This window comes from Stenotrophomonas sp. JAG2, assembly GCF_041080745.1.
Classification (GTDB): Bacteria; Pseudomonadota; Gammaproteobacteria; order Xanthomonadales; family Xanthomonadaceae; genus Stenotrophomonas; species Stenotrophomonas maltophilia_AA.
This window is the reverse complement of sequence record NZ_JBEUMH010000009.1, coordinates 81,294-97,073: the sequence shown is the minus strand read 5'-3', so window position 1 is coordinate 97,073 and position 15,780 is coordinate 81,294. Positions and strand designations below refer to the sequence as shown.

Genomic DNA, 15,780 nt, shown 5'->3' with positions numbered 1-15,780 from the left:
CCCGGCACCTCCCCTGTCCTGCGAGCATAACGCGCGAACCGGGGGGCAGTGGAAGAGCCCCAACCCCTTCCGGCACGGCGGGACGTTCTTACTGCCATGCCCCAGGTCATCGCCATGCCAGCCCGTTCCGCCACCCGGCACGCCATCGACTATGCGAACACCCCCGCAGCGCTTACTCTGTGCGGCGTGGATGCCCTCGCCCTGCCGACCGACGAAGCACTGATGCTGGCCTGGGCCGGCGGCGACCTGCGTGCGTTCGAGGCGCTGTATGGCCGCCATCGCAGCCGCCTGTACAGTTTTCTGCTGCGCCAGCTGCGTGACGGCGCGCTGGCCGATGAGATGTTCCAGGATGTCTGGCAGCGGGTGATCGCGGCCCGTGCCGGCTGGCAGCCCGAGGCGGCCTTCACCACCTGGCTGTTCCGGATCGCCCACAACCGCCTCAACGACCATTGGCGCGCCGCCAGGCATCGTCCCTCGGCACCGATCGACGCCGACGAGCGCGTCGCGGCGATCACCGATGCACAGACCCCGGAAACCCAGCTGTCCGACTTCGAACAGCGCCGCCAGCTGCAGTTGGCGATGGAGCAGCTGCCGCCGGAACAGCGCGAAGTCCTGCAGCTGCGCCTGGAACAGGAACTGAGTCTGGAAGAGATTGCCGAGATCACCGGTGTCGGCCGTGAGACGGTCAAGTCACGGCTGCGCTATGCCATGGACAAACTGCGTGCGGGGTTGAGCGGATGAATCGCCCGGATCCGCTGACGCCCGAAGAACGCGAGCTGGCCCGGCTGCTGGGTCGGCCAAACACGACCGGCCCGGCGCCGTCGATCGACGAGGCCGTGCTGGCCGCCGCACGTACCGCGGTGGAAGCACCGGCCGCGGACGCGGCCACCTGGAAGCTGCCACCGGACGCCCCGGCACGTTCGCGGCGCCCGCGCTCGCGGCTGCCGGCGGTGTTCGGGCTGGCCGCCTCGGTGATCTTCGCCGTCGGCATCGCCTGGCAGCTCAAGCCCGAAGACCCGCCCGCGCCTCCGCTGGCCGAACCAGTCGCCGCACCCGCATCGAGCGCCGCCGTGACGGAGGCTGCGCCGGCGATGGACGCCGCGCCGTTGCCGGCCCCGGCCGCTGCACCACCGCCCGTCCCGCAGCAGCGCGCGGCGAAGGCGGCAGTAGAGACGCCGGCACTGGCCAGTACGACCGCTGCGCCGACGCGTGCGCGCGCCGTGTCTGCGCCGCGCCCCGAACCCATTGCCGCACCTGCGCCGCCCGCACCGGCACCGGCACCGATGATGTCCGCCCCCGCACCCGAAGCGGCGGCGTCCTATGCCATGGATGCAGGCGAACCGGCGCTGGACGCCGTCGCGGTGACCGGCTCGACGATCGAGCGCTCGGCGCCGGCCAAGCCCGCCCCGGGTGCTCCCGGCGTGATGCGTCGCGCCGCCGCGCCGATGGCCGCACCTGCCTCGGCAGACGATGCCGTGCGTGCACTGCACCAGGCCGTTGCCGCCGATGCCGGCCTGCCCCGCAAGCAGTGGCTCAAGCGCATCCGCGAACGCCGCGACGCCGGTGATGTGGACACCGCGCGCGCCAGCCTGGAGCGCTATCTGCAGCAATACCCGGAAGTACGCATCCCTCGCGACCTGCGCCAGCTGCTCGAGAACTGATGCTGCGCGTACGGTGACCGGGCATCCCCACTAGAATGAGGGGAATGCCCGATACGCTCGCCACCCCTGTCAGCCACAGCCTGGAGATCAAGCACAGCCGCTTCGTCGCCCATGCCGCGCCAATCCCGCATGCGGCCGCCGCGCTGGAGTTCCTGCAGCAGGTTGCCATCGTGGATGCCACCCACAACTGCTGGGCCTATCGCTACGGCAACGAATACCGCTCCAGCGATGACGGCGAGCCCTCCGGCACCGCCGGCCGTCCGATCCTGGCCGCGATCGATGGCCAGGGCTTCGATCGGGTGATGGTGGTGGTGACCCGCTGGTATGGCGGCATCAAGCTGGGCGCCGGCGGCCTCGTACGCGCCTATGGCGGCACCGCCGCCGAATGCCTGCGGGTCGCGCCGCGGCTGCCGCTGATCGCCATGGCCGAGCTGGACGTGCACGCCGGCTTCGAGGATCTGGGCCCACTGCACGCCGCGCTGGGCATGCATCTGGCCGAGAAAGTGGACGAAGGGTTCACCGCCGACGGCGTGAACCTGCACCTGCGCTTGCCGGCCGATCAGGTCGAGCCGTTGAAAAACCGCCTCCGCGACGCCACTCGTGATCGTGTCCGTATTGAATCCCGCACCGAACCAGGCCCATCGAATGACTGACGCACCCGCTCCGCACGACACGCCGATGCGCCGCCTGGGCAGCTTGAACACCCTGTGGCCGTTCGTACGCCGGCATGTCGGGCTGTTCAGTGCCTGGCTGGTGGCCCTGGCGGTGTCCTCGGTCGCCACCCTGAGCCTGCCGGTCGCGGTGCGCCAAATGATCGACCACGGCTTCACCAGTGGCGGCCAGATCAACAAGGCCTTCGCGCTGCTGTTCCTGGTCGCGGTGGTGCTGGCCCTGGCCACCGCCGCGCGCTTCTTCTTCGTCTCCCTGCTGGGGGAAAAGGTGGTCGCCGATCTGCGCAGCCGCCTGTATGCCCACCTGATCACGCTCGGCGCCGGCTTCCACGACCGCAGCCGCAGCGGCGAACTGGTCTCGCGCCTGACCGCCGACAGCGAACTGCTGCGCAGCGTGATCGGCTCGACCATGTCGGTGGCGCTGCGCAGCACCGTCACCGTGATCGGCAGCCTGGTGATGCTGTTCGTCACCAGCCCGCATCTGGCGGCGTGGTCGCTGGTCGGCATTCCGCTGGCGGTACTGCCGATCATCATCGGCGCCCGCCGCCTGCGCAACATCGCACGCGCCAGCCAGGACCGCATCGCCGACGCCAACAGCCTGGCCTCGGAAACCCTGGGCGCAGTGCGTACCGTGCAGGCCCACGCGCGTGAGCCGTATGAGCGCGGCCGCTTCAACGCCGCCCTCGGCGATGCCATCGGTGCCGCGCGTCGCCGCATCCGCGCCCAGTCGATCGTCACGGCCAGCGCCATCGTGCTGGTGTTCGGCGCCATCGTCGGCGTGCTGTGGCTAGGCGCGCACGAGGTGATCGACGGCAACATGAGCGCCGGCACGCTGGGCCAGTTCGTGCTGTATGCGCTGATCGGCGGCGGGTCGGTCGGTGCCTTGGCCGAAGTCTGGAATGAACTGCAGCGCGCGTCGGGTGGCATGGGCCGGATCGCCGAGCTGCTGCAGGAGGACGTGGAGATCACCGCCCCCGCCCATCCGACCCCGTTGCCGCAGCCGCTGCGTGGCGAAATCCGCTTCGAGGATGTGGTGTTCCACTACCCGCAGCGCCCGGATACCGCCGCGCTGGACCACGTGGACCTGCACGTGCGCCCGGGCGAGACCGTGGCACTGGTCGGTCCGTCCGGTGCCGGCAAGAGCACCATCCTGTCGATGCTGCTGCGTTTCCACGATCCCGCGGCCGGCCGCATCCTGGTCGACGGCGTGGACCTGCGCGAGGTCGATCCGGCGCAGCTGCGCGAGCAGCTGGCACTGGTGCCGCAGCAGCCCACGTTGTTCGCGAGCAGCGCGTTCGAGAACATCCGCTACGGTCGCCTGGAAGCGACCGATGAAGAGGTGCAGCGCGCGGCCGAAGCCGCCGAGGCCGATGAGTTCCTGCAGGCCCTGCCCGAGGGCTATGCCAGCGAGCTGGGCGAGCGCGGTGCGCGCCTCTCCGGCGGCCAGCAGCAGCGCATCGCGATCGCCCGCGCCCTGCTCAAGGACGCACCGATCCTGCTGCTCGACGAAGCCACCAGCGCCTTGGACGCCCAGAGCGAGCGCGCCGTACAGCAGGCCCTGGAGCGTTTGATGGCCGGCCGCACCACGCTGGTGATCGCGCACCGCCTGGCCACCGTGCTCAAGGCCGACCGCATCGTGGTCATGGACCACGGCCGCATCGTCGCCCAGGGCACGCATGCCGAGCTGCTCGCCGAGGGTGGTCTCTACGCCGAACTGGCACGCCTGCAATTCATCGATTGATGACGGGCCGGTAACACCGGCCATCGCATCCTGCAGCCCTCACTGGATGCGCTGCAGGAGGTGTTTCATGTCGTTCCGACAGTTCCCCGCCACCGACGCCAACGGCGACGATTACGTCATCATCGAGTTCAAGGATGAGCAGCCCGATGCTTCAGCGGGCAACGGCCAGAGTGCGCGCTACGAGCTGGCCGATGGCCGCCATCTGATCCGCGACGGCCGCGAGTTCCGCACGGCGGGTGGCGAGCTCACCCTCGTCACCTGAGGCGTTGAAAAAAAGTTACGCGGATGTTGGTCAATTTTTGACCAAGCATCTTGACAGCCTTTGCCCGCAAGGCGCGTACGCACTTATCCACACGTTTGTGCGCAGATCATCCACACCCCCTGTGGATGAATGCTGCAGCGCACCGTGTCAGCGGACCAGCACGCGGCCGATGCCCGAGGCATCGATCTCGATGGCCGCCGCCTGCAGCGCGAGGGCATCGCTGCCCGCCACGAAGCCCACCCGGAAGTGCACCTCACCGGCCGGGGTACGCGAGGAATGGATCGAAGCCAGGCTGACCCCATGCCGCTCGAACACATGCAGCAGCTCGCGCAGCGAACCGGGCCGGTCTTCGGGCAGATGCACGCTGATCGCGTTGCGCTCGGTCAGGTCGGCCAGCAGGTAGCCGACCCGCTCGAAGGTGTAGTTGCCATCGGCCAGCACCTCCGTCCCCATGCTGTCACGGTTGTCCAGCAGCAACTGCTGGCGGAAGGCGGTGCGCGCTGCGTCATCGCCCTGCTCCAGCTGTGCCCGCAGCTGCTGCAGCTGGGCCAGCAGGCGATCCAGCATCGGTGCCACGTGCGGATTGCCGAACTGGATGTCTTCGTAGATCGCCGGATTGAGCGAGAGGATGCGCGCGATGATCGCGGTATCCAGCTCGAACGAGGCCGACCGGTACGGCATCAGCGCCGGCAACGCGCCCAGGATCGGCGCGTACTCGCGCAGCACGCCCGCCTGCGCCAGATGCGTGGCATGCACCATCGCCTGCACCAGCGCCATGACCTGGTCGTGATGTTCGGGCGTGGCGCGCACGCACTCCGCCTCCAATGCGTCGCACAGCTGCTGCACGAACGGCTGCCACTGCGCCAGGCGCGCCTCGCAGACCACCATCACCCTGCCCTTCAGCGTGGGTGCCTTGGGCGGGGCCGTCATCGGATGCAGGCCCACCACCTCGGCCTGCGAGGCAAGCATCGCCTCCACCGGTGCGGATTTGACCGAGGTGACATCCAGCCACAGGCGACCGGCCTCACGACCCGCCGATCGCGCGACGTAGTCGGCGATCAGCGCGGGCGTGTGCCGGATCGGTGCCGAGAAGATCAGCACCTGCGCGCGCTCGAGCAGGGTCTCCGGGCTGTCCGACTGCGGATCGGCTGGATCGTGGCCGATCACCTCCAGACCCAGGCGCTGCGCCAGGAACCGGCGCAGCCAGCGCCCGTAGGCACCGTCGCTGCCGACGATGCCGACCACCGGCGTCAGGCTCACGCCAGTCGCTCGGGGACGAAGCGATCCGGCAGGGCCAGCGCTGCCGGCGCCGCCGCCAGCACATCGAACTCTTCATGGCCGTTGGCCAGGGTGGTCTCCAGCGCGACGTGCACGCCGGCGATGGCGCGCGAGATCGCCTGTTCGAAGGTTTCCCCACGCAGCAGGAAGGCGACCAGCAACGACATCAGCACGTCGCCCGTGCCCGCCACGTCCACCGGCAAATGCGGCGAGGACCAGCGCCAGATCGCGTCGCGGCTGACCGCCAGCGTGACCAGCTGGCCCGGATCGCCACCGACGCTGTGCGCCAGCACCCACTCCGGGCCACGCGCCAGCAGCGCCTGTGAGGCGGCGATCGCATCGTCCTGGGCCAGGCTGGGCATCCCGGTCAGGCGGCCGAGTTCAAAGGCATTCGGCGTGACCAGCCAGGCATGCGGCAGCAGCCGTTCGGCGAAGACCTTTTCCAGGCCCGGCTCGACATAAGGGCCGGTGTGGGTGTCGCCGATGACCGGGTCCAGGCAGTAACGCAGCTGCGGCGAGGACGGCAGCACCGCATCGAGCCAGTCGGCGAAGGCCGCACCGTTGCCAACGCTGCCGAAGTAGCCCGACACCAGCATCCGCGCCCGCTGTGGCAGGCCGCGCTCACCGGCGCCGAGCAGCAGATCGGCGAACCAGTCCGAGGGCAGCACGCGACCGCGCGTCGTTTCGTAGAACGGCGCGTTGCTGAGCAGCGTGGTGGGGATTTCGGCCACGCGCACGCCCAACGCGCGCAGCGGCGGCACGGCAGCGCTGTTGCCGGCATAGCCGTACACCAGCTGGGACTGCACCGAGATGACGTCGACCGGCGACGGACCGTCCGGGCGCTGGCGGCGGCCGTGGACCAGGTGGCTTTCGAGGGATTCGTTCATGCCGACATTTTACGCCCGGTGCCGCCCGGTAGAGGTAGAGCCGTCTGCGCACAAAAAAAGCCCCCTGTTTCCAGGGGGCCTTCGGTAGTTCACAGGAACCCGTGACGCTTACGACGTCATGCGGTCCCAGAAGCCCTTCACGCCATCGATGAAGGTCGCCGACTTCGGCGAGTGCTTTCGCGCTTCCTCACCGGTGAAGGTGGTCTCGAACTGTTCCAGCAGCTTGCGCTGCTCCGGGGTGAGGTTGACCGGGGTCTCCACCACCACGCGGCAGTACAGGTCGCCTTCGCTGCGGCTGCGCACCGAGCGCACGCCCTTGCCGCGCATGCGGAACAGCTTGCCGGTCTGGGTCTCGGCCGGAATGCGGATTTCCGCATAGCCACCCAACGTGGCCACACGGACGGTATCGCCCAGCGCGGCCTGCGAGATGCGGATCGGCACTTCGCAGTGCAGGTCGTCGCCATCGCGCTGGAAGATCGCGTGCTCGCGCACCCGCACTTCCACGTACAGATCGCCTGCCGGGGTGCCTGCCGGACCGGCCTCGCCTTCACCGGACAGCCGGATGCGGTCGCCGGTGTCGACGCCCGCAGGCACCTTGACCGACAACACCTTGTCTTCCTCGACACGGCCATTGCCGTGACAGGTCTTGCAGGGGTTCTGGATGATCTGGCCACGGCCGTTGCAGTGGTGGCAGGCCTGCTGCATCGCGAAGATGCCGCGCTGGATGCGCACCTGGCCCTGGCCACGGCAGACCGAGCAGGTCTCGACCTTGCCATCTTCCGAACCGCTGGCGTTGCAGTCATCGCACTCGACCAGACTCGGAATCTCGATGCGGCGTTCCACGCCCATCACCGCTTCTTCCAGGTCCAGCTCCATCACGTAACCGATATCGGCACCGCGACGGGCCTGGCGCGGACCACCACCGCCGGCGCCACCGCCGAAGATGTTGCCGAAGATGTCCCCGAAGATATCGCCCATGTCCGGGCCACCCGGACCACCGCCACCGCCGCCCATGCCGTGCTCGAACGCCGCGTGGCCGTGGGCATCGTACATACGGCGTTTGTTGCCGTCGGACAGGGTTTCGTAGGCTTCCTTGCATTCCTTGAACGCGGCCTCGGCCTCGTTGTCACCCGGATTGCGGTCCGGATGGAACTTCATCGCGCAACGGCGATAGGCCTTCTTCAGTTCTTCGTCGCTGGCGGTGCGGGACACGCTCAGCACTTCGTAGTAATCGCGCTTGCTCATAGCTTGAATCGGTTTCCGGAAGTCGGGATTCGTCAAAGCGGAAGAGCGGCACCAGGTCCGCTCTTTCGCCGGGCGCCCCGACAGGCCGGGATACGGCTGTCAGGACCAGAAGGGGGATACGACAACGGGACGTTGCCTGCGCAACGTCCCGTGTCATGGCCGGATCAGGACTTCTTGTCGTCCTTGACTTCGGTGAACTCGGCGTCGACCACATCGTCGTGCGCGCCGTTGTTGCCACCGGCATCCGGACCCGGCGCGGCGCCACCCTGCTCGGCCGCCGCGGAGGCCGCGAACAGGGCCTGGCCGGCTTCCTCCAGCACCTTCGACTTGGCTTCGATCTGGGCCTTGTCGTCGCTCTTCATCGCGGTTTCCAGATCGGCCAGGGCCGACTCGACCTTGCCGATCACATCGCCACCGACCTTGCTGCCGTGCTCGGTGATCGCGGTACGGGTACCGTGGATCAGCGCGTCAGCCTGGTTGCGGGCCTGGACCAGCTCATGGAACTTCTTGTCTTCTTCGCGGTTGGCTTCCGCGTCGGCGACCATGCGCGCGATCTCGTCCTCGGACAGACCCGAACCGGCCTTGATCTCGACCTTCTGTTCCTTGTTGGTCTTCTTGTCCTTGGCCGACACGTGCAGGATGCCGTTGGCGTCGATGTCGAAGGACACTTCCACCTGCGGCAGGCCGCGCGGCGACGGCTCGATGCCGGAGAGGTCGAACTTGGCCAGCGACTTGTTGAAGCGGGCCTGCTCGCGCTCACCCTGCAGCACGTGCACGGTCACGGCCGACTGGTTGTCCTCGGCGGTGGAGAACACCTGCGAGGCCTTGGTCGGGATGGTGGTGTTCTTCTCGATGATCTTGGTGAACACGCCACCCAGGGTCTCGATGCCCAGCGACAGCGGGGTCACGTCCAGCAGCAGCACGTCCTTGACGTCGCCGCCCAGCACGCCGCCCTGGATCGCGGCACCCAGTGCCACGGCTTCGTCCGGGTTGACGTCCTTGCGCGGTTCCTTGCCGAAGAACTCGGTCACGGCCTGCTGCACCTTCGGCATGCGGGTCTGGCCGCCGACCAGGATCACTTCACCGATGTCGCTCGAACGCAGGCCGGCATCGTTCAGCGCGATGCGGCACGGCTCGATCGACTTCTTGATCAGGTCTTCCACCAGCGCTTCCAGCTTGGCGCGGGTCAGCTTGATGTTCAGGTGCTTCGGGCCCGACGCGTCAGCGGTGACGTACGGCAGGTTCACTTCGGTCTGCTGGCTGGTCGACAGCTCGATCTTGGCGCGCTCGGCGGCGTCCTTCAGGCGCTGCAGGGCGAGCGGATCCTTGCGCAGGTCGATGCCCTGGTCCTTGTTGAACTCGTCGACGAGGTACTCGATGACGCGGTTGTCGAAGTCTTCGCCGCCCAGGAAGGTGTCGCCGTTGGTGGCCAGCACTTCGAACTGCTTCTCGCCGTCGACGTTGGCGATCTCGATGATCGACACGTCGAAGGTGCCGCCGCCCAGATCGTACACAACGATCTTGCGGTCACGGCCGTCGCCCTTGTCCAGGCCATAGGCCAGGGCAGCCGCGGTCGGCTCGTTGATGATGCGCTTGACTTCCAGGCCGGCGATGCGGCCGGCGTCCTTGGTCGCCTGGCGCTGGCTGTCGTTGAAGTAGGCCGGCACGGTGATCACGGCCTCGGTGACGGTCTCACCCAGGAACGCTTCGGCGGTCTTCTTCATCTTCTCCAGCACGCGGGCGGAGATTTCCTGCGGGGCCATCTTCTTGCCGTCGCTGGTCTGAACCCAGGCGTCGCCGTTGTCATGGGCCAGGATGCCGTAGGGCACGTGCGCGATGTCCTTCTGGACTTCAGCGTCGGTGAACTTGCGGCCGATCAGGCGCTTGACAGCGTAGAAGGTGTTCTTGGGGTTGGTCACCGCCTGGCGCTTGGCCGAGGCGCCGACCAGGACTTCGCCGTCCTTGGTGTAGGCGACGATGGAGGGCGTGGTGCGATCGCCTTCCGAATTTTCGATGACGCGGGCCTTGCCGCCGTCCATGATCGCCACACACGAGTTGGTGGTGCCGAGGTCGATACCAATGATCTTGCCCATGAGGGAGACTCCTGAAGTTCTGGGTACATCCGGCAGCTGCCGGGTTATGAATGGGATGTGTGGGACGCTGCGGACACTTTCAAGCCGTCCATCAAACACAGTGTTCGATGGCGACCCAACGCGTTCAGCGTCCGGTCGAGCCGCCGGGCCAGGCCCGGCAGACCGGGATGCGGGTCAGTCGCGGGCCACCACGACCAGCGCCGGACGCAGCAGGCGGTCGTTGAGCAGGTAGCCCTTCTGGAACACCTGGACCACGCTGCCCGGCACCGCGCCGGGCGCGTCGACCTGGCTGATCGCCTGGTGGTGGTCCGGGTTGAAGGTCTGGCCGGTCGGGTCGAGCAGGGTCAGGCCATTGTCGGCGGCGACCTTGAGCAGCTGCTTGTAGGTCAGTTCGAGACCTTCGCGCAGCGGGCTCGGTTCACTGCCGGCGGCATTGAGGCCGGCATCGAGGCTATCGAACACCGGCAGCAGCTCGCCGAGCAGCTTTTCATTGGCGAAGCGGCGCGCCTGCTCCACGTCGCGGGCAACGCGCTTGCGCTGGTTGTCCAGGTCGGCGCGTTCGCGCAGCGACTCCGAACGCAGCAGGGCCAGCTCGTTGTGCAGGCTGTCCAGCTGCTGCTGCAGGGACGGCTCAGCGGCCGGCTCGCCGGCGGGATTCTGGGATGCGATATCTGACTGATCTTGGTTCATTTCCGGATCCTTGGCGGTGACTCTCCGCCTCCACCCACCCCTATGTGGGCGCGGCAACGGGATTCAAGAGTCCAGGGCTGGTTTATGCGCGATCGCGGGACAATCCGCCGCCGCCGGGCGAGCCCAGCGCGGCCCCCAGTACCTGGGCGGTGGCTTCCACCAGCGGGATCATGCGGTCGTAGGCCATCCGCTTCGGGCCGATCACCCCCAGCACGCCCAGCACCTGGCCATCGGCCGAGTACGGGGCGGTGACCAGCGAGACGCTCTCCAGCGGCATCACCCCGGTCTCTTCGCCGATGAAGATGCGCACCCCGGGGGCCTGGATGGTGCGCTCGAGCAGTTGCAAGATCTCGCGCTTGCTGGCGAACACGTCGAACAGCTCGCGCAGCCGCTCCAGGTCGGAGAGGTCCTGCACGCCCATCAGCCGGGTCTGCCCGGCCAGCACCATGTCATCGGCCGGCGGCACCATCGCCTGTTCGGCCAGCTCGATGCTGTGCGCCAGCAGCTGCTCCATCTCCGACTGCGCATCGCGCAGCTCCAGCAGCAGCCGGGCCCGGATCTCGGCCAGCGGGCGCCCGGCGCAGTTCGCATTGAGATAGTTGGCGACCTGCTCCAGCTCGCCCGGGTCGAAGCTGCGCCGCGGCTCGATCACCCGGTTCTGCACTTCGTTGTCGGCGAACACCAGGATCGCCAGTACCCGGCGCGCGTCCAGCGCCACGAAATCGATATGCCGGAACGCGAACTGCTCCCGGCGTGGGGCACTGACCACCCCGACGAAGTGACTCATCGCCGACAGCAGCTCCGAGGCACTGCCGAGCAGGGCCTGGGTGCCCGTGCCCGTGGCCAGCTCGGTACGCAGGCGGCTGAGCTCGCCCTCGCCCGGCGGCTGCATCTTGACCAGGCTGTCCACGAACACCCGGTAGCCGTGCGCGGTCGGCACCCGGCCGGCGGAGGTATGCGGCGAGCTGAGCAGGCCCAGGTCTTCCAGGTCGCCCAGGATGTTGCGGATCGTGGCCGGGCTGACGTCCAGGCCGGCATGCCGGGCAAGCGTCTGCGAGCCGACCGGCTCGCCATCCTGGATGTGGCGGGCGATCAGCGTCCGCAGCAGATGGCGGGCGCGTGGCGCGAGATGTGACGCGGAAGGATGCATGGAATCAGCCTGTGAGACGCCCACTTAGATAATGGCTGCACGGGGCGTTGGCAAGTCATTGGAGACGCCCCCGGCCCATGCTAGCGTGCGCGGCTTGGAGACACCCCTCGTGTACAACGTAGACCATGCTTAGACATCTATCGATCAAGGATTTCGCGGTCGTCCGCGCCACCGAGCTGGAATTCGGCGCCGGCATGACCGTGGTCTCGGGTGAAACCGGCGCGGGCAAGTCGCTGATGGTGGACGCGCTGGGCTTTTTGTCCGGGCTGCGCGCCGACAGCGGCGTGGTCCGCCACGGTGCCGCGCGCGCCGAGCTCTCGGCCGAATTCGCGCCGCTGGCCGACGCCCCGGCGCGCCAATGGCTGCGCGACAACGAGCTCGACGACGAAGAACAGTGCCAACTGCGACGCGTGATCCGCGCCGACGGTGGCTCGCGCGCCTTCATCAATGGCCGCCCGGTGACGCTCTCCCAGCTGACCGAGCTGGCCGGCATGCTGGTGGAAATCCACGGCCAGCACGAACAGCAGGCCCTGCTCTCGCGCCCCTCGCAGCTCTCGCTGCTGGATGCCTTCGCCCGCAACGACGCCGAGCGCGCCCAGGTCCGCCAGACCGCGGCACGCTGGCAGGCGCTGGTCGATGAAGCCGAGGCCTTGTCGCGCCAGGGCGACGTGAGCGACCGGATCGGCTACCTGGAGCACCAGCTCGGCGAGCTCAAGCGCGAAGACCTCGACCCGGCCTCGATCGCCACCCTGGGCAGCAGCCACCGCCGCCAGGCCCATGCCAGCGCGCTAATCAGCGCCTGCGACGTGGCCGTCAGCCGCCTCAACGGCGACGACGAGGTCTCGGTGCTGCAACTGCTGCAGCAGACCCGCCACGATCTGACCCGCGTGGCCGAACACGACAGCCGTCTCGGCGAGGTCGACGCCCTGCTCGACAGCGCCGCCATCCAGCTGGACGAAGCGCTGTCCCTGCTCGATCGGGTCCACGACGACCTGGATGCCGACCCGGAGCAGTTCGAGGATATCGAACGCCGCTTGGGCCGCCTGCACGACCTCGCCCGCAAGCACCGCGTGCCGATGGAAGCGCTGGGCGAGCACCGCGACGCGATGGAGGCCGAAGTCGAGCAGTTGCGCGGCGCCGATGAGCGCCTGCAGGCCCTGGCCGGTGAGATCGACCGCGCCGCCGGGCAGTGGAAGACCGTGGCCGAGGTGCTCAGCGCCAGCCGCCGGAAGGCTGCCAAGGCGCTGTCGGACACCACCACCACCCTGATCGGCGAACTGGGCATGGGTGGCGGTCAGTTCCTGATCGATATCGAGCCGCAGACCGTGGCCAAGCCGGACCCGAACGGCGCCGAGCGGGTCGAGTTCCTGGTCGCCGCCAACGCCGGCCAGCCACCGCGTGCCCTGCGCAAGGTGGCTTCGGGCGGTGAGCTGTCCCGGATTTCGCTGGCGATCGAAGTGGCCGCGCTGGGCCTGGATGCAGTGCCGACCATGGTCTTCGACGAAGTCGACTCGGGCATCGGCGGCGCCGTGGCCGATATCGTCGGGCAGAAACTGCGCGCCTTGGGCGAGAAGCGTCAGGTGCTGTGCGTCACCCATCTGCCGCAGGTCGCTTCCAAGGGCCACGCCCACTACCGGGTCAGCAAGGCCCCGGTGGACGGCATGACCCAGAGCGCGGTCGAGAAGCTCGATGCCAAGGCCCGCGAAGAAGAGCTCGCCCGGATGCTGGGCGGCGTGGAAGTCAGCAAGGAAGCCCGCGCCGCAGCGCGCAAGCTGCTCCAGGTCTGACCGGTAGTGCCGGCCGCTGGCCGGCTCCTCCAGATGCCGGACCGCCCTGCCATCACCGGCCGCTGGCCGGCTATCCCGGCAACCCGACGCCGCACCCGGTCGCGCGGCGATAGCCCCTCCCCGCCAACGCGATCCGGTCGCCGCGCGCGCCGCGATACGCCGCCAGGGTGCTGCGGTTGACGCTGCTGTAGGTGTCAGCCGGCTGGTCGCCCGCGTCTTCCCAGCCGCAGACCGGGCAGATGTCGTAGTCCCCACGCGCCGGCAATGTCATGTGAAAGCAGCACGGACAGGCCGCCAGATCGGGCTCCGGGCCCACTACGGTGACCGGCCGGCCGAGAATCCCGGATACGTGGCCCTGGAGGAAGTCATTGGAGACCCCCGCCAATACGACCTCGGCGAAGTGCCGCAGCAGGAACCGTTGCGCGGCAGGGTCATGCGCCCCGGTATACGCCAATGGCTCGCCGGTGGCGGCGTCGACGTAGTCGGCCCGCAGGTGATCCTCCCGCGCCGCGTCAGACAGCCGAGACACCCGATCCACCGCCAGCGCGGCCAACGCTGCCGCCCGCTGCATCTCGTTCATGCCTGCCCTCCCTCGGTGCCGATGACGGTTCCGCTGCTCCCCCCTGTCCGGAAACGAAAACCCCGGGCGAGCCCGGGGTCTTTGATCGCATCCGGGCGGCCGGCAGGCCGTTACCGGCGCTTCTTCCGCACGTAGAGCACCAGCGAGTGCTCTTCCAGCTCGTAGCCGTGGTCCGCGGCGATCTTGCGCTGCAGCTCCTCGATCTCGTGGCTCTCGAACTCGATGATCTTGCCGCTGTCCACATCGACCATGTGATCGTGATGACCACCGCGGTCCAGTTCGTAAACGGCCTGGCCGCCTTCGAAGTTGTGTTTCAGCACCAGGCCGGCGGCCTCGAACTGGGTCAGCACCCGGTACACCGTGGCCAGGCCGATCTCGTCGCCGTGCTCCAGGAGCTGGCGGTAGATGTCTTCGGCGGTCATGTGGTGGCTGGCATTGCGCTGCTCGAGCAGCGCCAGGATCCGCATACGCGGATGGGTCACCTTCAGGCCGACTTTGCGCAGGTCGTGGGTTTCCATAGTTCTCCGTTCATTGGCGATTTAGCGCCAGCTGCCTCGGATTGGGTCGCGGCGACACGTCAGGAGTGTATCATCGACTCGATTTCCCCAAACGCCATTCCCCGATGCGCAATCTCCTGCTGGTCGCCGCCGTTGCCCTGTCCACCACGGGCTGCGGCATCATTTACAAGCAACCCATCTATCAGGGCAACCTGATCCGGGAGCAGGCCGTCGGTCAGCTGCAGGTGGGCCAGAGCAAGCAGCAGGTCAGTGCCCTGCTCGGCACGCCCTCCGTCGCGGACCCGTTCCACGCCCAGCGCTGGGACTACACCGCCAGCCAGCGCGTGAACCGCGTCGGCAAGACGGACGTGAAGAACTTCACCGTCTACTTCGAGAACGACGCGGTCACCCGCTGGGACGGCGAGTACTTCGCCAGCGATGATGCCCAGCTGGCCCGCAGCACGGTGCGCCAGTTCGGCCGCAACCTGCCCAAGGACAAGAAGAAGCGCGGCCGCTGAGGCCCGCTTTCTTCACTCAGCTGCCGGCGCGTGCGCGTCGGCGGCGATTGTCTTTCGGGTCGGCCAGCAGCGGACGCAGCAGCTCGACCCGGTCGCCCTCGCGCAGCCCCTGATCCGCCTTGGCGAGCAGGCCGTGCACGGCCACGGCCGGGCATCGGTCACTGCCTTCGATGGCGGCCAGCGCGACGGCGTCGGCAACGGTGGCCCCCTCGGCCAGCGTCAGCACCCGCGACTCGACCCGGTCAGGCCAGGCCAGCACCACCTCGACCGTGATCACGGCTCACTCCTGGGCGTCGGCGACGCGGACGAAATCATTCACCATGCGATCGGCCAGACCCTGGAAGCCCAGCGCCAAGGCCGGACCGAGCAGGCGTGAGGTCGGCTCGAACTCCAGCGTCAGCGTGACCTTGCAGGCGTCCTCGGCCAGCGCATGGAACTCCCAGCGCCCGTGCAGGCGCTTGAACGGCCCGTCCTTGAGCTGCATATCGATGCTGTGCGGGCGCTGCAGCGTGTTCTCGGTCATGAACCAGGTCGAGAACGAACCGAAGCCCAGATCCAGGCGCGCGACCAGGCGGTCCGGGCCGGACTCCAGGATCTGCGAGGCCGAACACCAGCGGAAGCGGCGCGGATAGGCGTCAATATCATTGACCAGGTCGAACATGCGGGCAGCCGAATGTTCGACCAGGGCACTACGGCGGATAGTTGGCATGCGATACAGAT

17 protein-coding genes are annotated in these 15,780 nt (G+C 68.1%); 7 read left to right on the top strand and 10 right to left on the bottom strand.

Features of this window, described 5'->3' with window-relative positions; translation table 11 throughout:
• Positions 1-186: 186 nt before the first annotated feature.
• The 5 genes from AB9O74_RS13255 (at position 187) to AB9O74_RS13235 (ending at position 4,335) form a co-directional block, all read left to right on the top strand.
• Positions 187-741, top strand: coding sequence for an RNA polymerase sigma factor (locus tag AB9O74_RS13255; RefSeq protein WP_369349612.1), 555 nt, complete (start codon positions 187-189; stop codon positions 739-741).
• Positions 738-1,661 (top strand): hypothetical protein, encoded by a 924-nt coding sequence (locus tag AB9O74_RS13250; RefSeq protein ID WP_369349572.1) that lies wholly within the window; start codon positions 738-740, stop codon positions 1,659-1,661. Before AB9O74_RS13255 ends, AB9O74_RS13250 begins: the two co-directional genes overlap by 4 nt.
• Before the next feature lie 44 nt (positions 1,662-1,705).
• On the top strand, positions 1,706-2,314 hold the full coding sequence (locus tag AB9O74_RS13245) for a YigZ family protein (protein ID WP_369349571.1): 609 nt from the start codon (positions 1,706-1,708) through the stop codon (positions 2,312-2,314).
• The gene (locus AB9O74_RS13240) at positions 2,307-4,073 is read left to right on the top strand and encodes an ABC transporter transmembrane domain-containing protein (RefSeq protein WP_369349570.1); all 1,767 of its coding nucleotides are present in this window, start codon (positions 2,307-2,309) and stop codon (positions 4,071-4,073) included. Before AB9O74_RS13245 ends, AB9O74_RS13240 begins: the two co-directional genes overlap by 8 nt.
• Before the next feature lie 67 nt (positions 4,074-4,140).
• Entirely contained in the window at positions 4,141-4,335 is a 195-nt protein-coding gene (locus tag AB9O74_RS13235; RefSeq protein WP_176989748.1) for a hypothetical protein, read from the top strand.
• Positions 4,336-4,482: 147 nt separating this feature from the next.
• On the opposite strand, the gene AB9O74_RS13230 is transcribed toward AB9O74_RS13235, so the two are convergent.
• From AB9O74_RS13230 to hrcA, 6 genes are all read right to left on the bottom strand, one after another.
• Positions 4,483-5,595: a prephenate dehydrogenase gene (locus tag AB9O74_RS13230; protein WP_369349569.1), complete on the bottom strand. Its 1,113-nt coding sequence runs from the start codon at positions 5,593-5,595 to the stop codon at positions 4,483-4,485.
• Complete coding sequence (gene pdxY / locus AB9O74_RS13225; protein ID WP_019183153.1) at positions 5,592-6,500, bottom strand: pyridoxal kinase; 909 nt, start codon at positions 6,498-6,500, stop codon at positions 5,592-5,594. The genes AB9O74_RS13230 and pdxY overlap by 4 nt, the downstream gene beginning before the upstream one ends.
• 108 nt (positions 6,501-6,608) lie before the next feature.
• Entirely contained in the window at positions 6,609-7,745 is a 1,137-nt protein-coding gene (gene dnaJ, locus AB9O74_RS13220) for a molecular chaperone DnaJ (protein WP_121042065.1), read from the bottom strand.
• A 164-nt stretch (positions 7,746-7,909) separates the two neighbouring features.
• Complete coding sequence (gene dnaK / locus AB9O74_RS13215; protein WP_369349568.1) at positions 7,910-9,838, bottom strand: molecular chaperone DnaK; 1,929 nt, start codon at positions 9,836-9,838, stop codon at positions 7,910-7,912.
• 174 nt (positions 9,839-10,012) lie between these two features.
• Positions 10,013-10,528 carry a nucleotide exchange factor GrpE gene (gene grpE, locus AB9O74_RS13210; RefSeq protein WP_369349567.1) on the bottom strand — a complete coding sequence of 172 codons (516 nt, stop codon included), beginning with the start codon at positions 10,526-10,528 and terminating at the stop codon, positions 10,013-10,015.
• An 82-nt stretch (positions 10,529-10,610) separates the two neighbouring features.
• Positions 10,611-11,678, bottom strand: a complete 1,068-nt coding sequence (hrcA, locus tag AB9O74_RS13205) for a heat-inducible transcriptional repressor HrcA (protein WP_019183158.1) — start codon at positions 11,676-11,678, stop codon at positions 10,611-10,613.
• A gap of 125 nt (positions 11,679-11,803) precedes the next feature.
• On the opposite strand from hrcA, the gene recN reads away from it, so the two are divergent.
• Positions 11,804-13,465: a DNA repair protein RecN gene (gene recN / locus AB9O74_RS13200; RefSeq protein ID WP_176989743.1), complete on the top strand. Its 1,662-nt coding sequence runs from the start codon at positions 11,804-11,806 to the stop codon at positions 13,463-13,465.
• 70 nt (positions 13,466-13,535) lie between these two features.
• Here recN and AB9O74_RS13195 read toward each other — a convergent pair whose 3' ends face one another.
• Entirely contained in the window at positions 13,536-14,045 is a 510-nt protein-coding gene (locus AB9O74_RS13195; protein ID WP_369349566.1) for a CPCC family cysteine-rich protein, read from the bottom strand.
• 110 nt (positions 14,046-14,155) lie between these two features.
• Entirely contained in the window at positions 14,156-14,563 is a 408-nt protein-coding gene (fur, locus tag AB9O74_RS13190; protein ID WP_070470227.1) for a ferric iron uptake transcriptional regulator, read from the bottom strand.
• A gap of 104 nt (positions 14,564-14,667) precedes the next feature.
• On the opposite strand from fur, the gene AB9O74_RS13185 reads away from it, so the two are divergent.
• Positions 14,668-15,060 carry an outer membrane protein assembly factor BamE gene (locus tag AB9O74_RS13185; RefSeq protein ID WP_121042056.1) on the top strand — a complete coding sequence of 131 codons (393 nt, stop codon included), beginning with the start codon at positions 14,668-14,670 and terminating at the stop codon, positions 15,058-15,060.
• Between the two features lie 16 nt (positions 15,061-15,076).
• Here AB9O74_RS13185 and AB9O74_RS13180 read toward each other — a convergent pair whose 3' ends face one another.
• Together AB9O74_RS13180 and AB9O74_RS13175 are read right to left on the bottom strand one after the other, a co-directional pair.
• The gene (locus AB9O74_RS13180; RefSeq protein ID WP_176989740.1) at positions 15,077-15,337 is read right to left on the bottom strand and encodes an RnfH family protein; all 261 of its coding nucleotides are present in this window, start codon (positions 15,335-15,337) and stop codon (positions 15,077-15,079) included.
• Between the two features lie 3 nt (positions 15,338-15,340).
• The gene (locus tag AB9O74_RS13175; RefSeq protein WP_176989739.1) at positions 15,341-15,769 is read right to left on the bottom strand and encodes a type II toxin-antitoxin system RatA family toxin; all 429 of its coding nucleotides are present in this window, start codon (positions 15,767-15,769) and stop codon (positions 15,341-15,343) included.
• Between the last annotated feature and the right edge of the window lie 11 nt (positions 15,770-15,780).